This is a genomic window from Shigella sp. FC1661, assembly GCF_001712525.1.
In the GTDB taxonomy this organism is placed as follows: domain Bacteria; phylum Pseudomonadota; class Gammaproteobacteria; order Enterobacterales; family Enterobacteriaceae; genus Escherichia; species Escherichia coli.
Genome location: NZ_MDGW01000322.1, coordinates 1 through 1,496, shown reverse-complemented (window position 1 = coordinate 1,496; position 1,496 = coordinate 1). Strand labels below are relative to the sequence as shown.

The following is a 1,496-nucleotide window of genomic DNA, read 5'->3' as shown; positions in this document are numbered from 1 at the left end:
TAGCCCCGACGTATCCCCACTGTTCGTCCATTTCCGCGCAGACGATGACGTCACTGCCCGGCTGTATGCGCGAGGTTACCGACTGCGGCCTGAGTTTTTTAAGTGACGTAAAATCGTGTTGAGGCTAACGCCCATAATGCGTGCAGTTGCCCGGCATCCAACGCCATTCATGGCCATATCAATAATTTTCTGGTGCGTACCGGGTTGAGAAGCGGTGTAAGTGAACTGTAGTTGCCATGTTTTACGGCAGTGAGAGCAGAGATAGCGCTGATGTCCGGCAGTGCTTTTGCCGTTACGCACCACCCCGTCAGTAGCTGAACAGGAGGGACAGCTGATAGAAACAGAAGCCACTGGAGCACCTCAAAAACACCATCATACACTAAATCAGTAAGTTGGCAGCATCACCAGATTGTTGGTGTTTGTAATCAAAAACCACTCAGGAGTCTGATATGGATGCCCTTAGCCGTTTGTTGATGCTTAACGCTCCACAAGGAACGATCGATAAGAATTGCGTGTTAGGAAGTGACTGGCAGCTTCCACATGGTGCCGGGGAATTATCGGTTATTCGTTGGCATGCGTTAACGCAAGGAGCGGCGAAGCTGGAAATGCCGACGGGAGAGATTTTTACATTACGCCCGGGAAATGTGGTCCTGCTACCACAAAATTCAGCTCATCGCCTGAGTCATGTCGATAATGAATCGACCTGTATTGTCTGTGGTACTCTTCGGTTGCAACATTCGGCGCGTTATTTTTTAACGTCTTTGCCGGAAACGCTGTTTTTAGCACCGGTTAACCACAGCGTGGAATATAACTGGCTGAGGGAGGCGATCCCGTTTTTACAACAGGAATCCAGATCGGCGATGCCGGGAGTGGATGCACTGTGTAGCCAGATCTGCGCTACATTCTTTACCCTCGCGGTGCGTGAGTGGATTGCACAGGTTAATACAGAGAAAAACATTCTCAGTTTGCTTCTGCATCCACGTCTTGGTGCGGTAATACAGCAAATGCTGGAAATGCTAGGACACGCCTGGACCGTCGAATCGCTGGCCAGCATCGCCCACATGTCCCGGGCAAGTTTTGCCCAGCTTTTCCGTGATGTTTCCGGAACCACGCCGCTGGCTGTATTAACAAAGTTGCGTCTACAAATAGCGGCCCAGATGTTTTCCCGGGAAACGCTCCCTGTTGTGGTGATCGCTGAGTCAGTAGGCTATGCCAGCGAATCATCTTTTCACAAGGCGTTTGTCCGCGAGTTTGGTTGTACTCCGGGAGAATATCGGGAAAGGGTAATGCTGCCAACTTACTGATTTAGTGTATGATGGTGATTTTAAGGTGCTTGCGTGGCTTCCATTTCCATCAGATGTCCTTCCTGCTCCGCTACTGAAGGCGTGGTGCGTAACGGCAAAAGCACTGCCGGACATCAGCGCTATCTCTGCTCTCATTGCCGTAAAACATGGCAACTACAGTTCACTTACACCGCCTCTCAGCCCGGTACGCAC

Annotated in this window: 2 protein-coding genes and 1 pseudogene; 2 read left to right on the top strand and 1 reads right to left on the bottom strand. The window is 50.8% G+C overall.

Translation table 11 applies throughout. From position 1 onward, the window contains the following. Positions 1–351: pseudogene (locus BFF42_RS16920) on the bottom strand (IS1-like element IS1A family transposase); the annotation flags it as partial. A gap of 98 nt (positions 352–449) precedes the next feature. On the opposite strand from BFF42_RS16920, the gene rclR reads away from it, so the two are divergent. Then, positions 450–1,304, top strand: a complete 855-nt coding sequence (gene rclR / locus BFF42_RS16915) for a reactive chlorine-specific transcriptional regulator RclR (RefSeq protein WP_039059821.1) — start codon at positions 450–452, stop codon at positions 1,302–1,304. A gap of 33 nt (positions 1,305–1,337) precedes the next feature. After that, positions 1,338–1,496, top strand: a 159-nt coding sequence (locus BFF42_RS16910; RefSeq protein ID WP_032277379.1) for an IS1 family transposase, incomplete at its 3' end; no start/stop codon positions are given.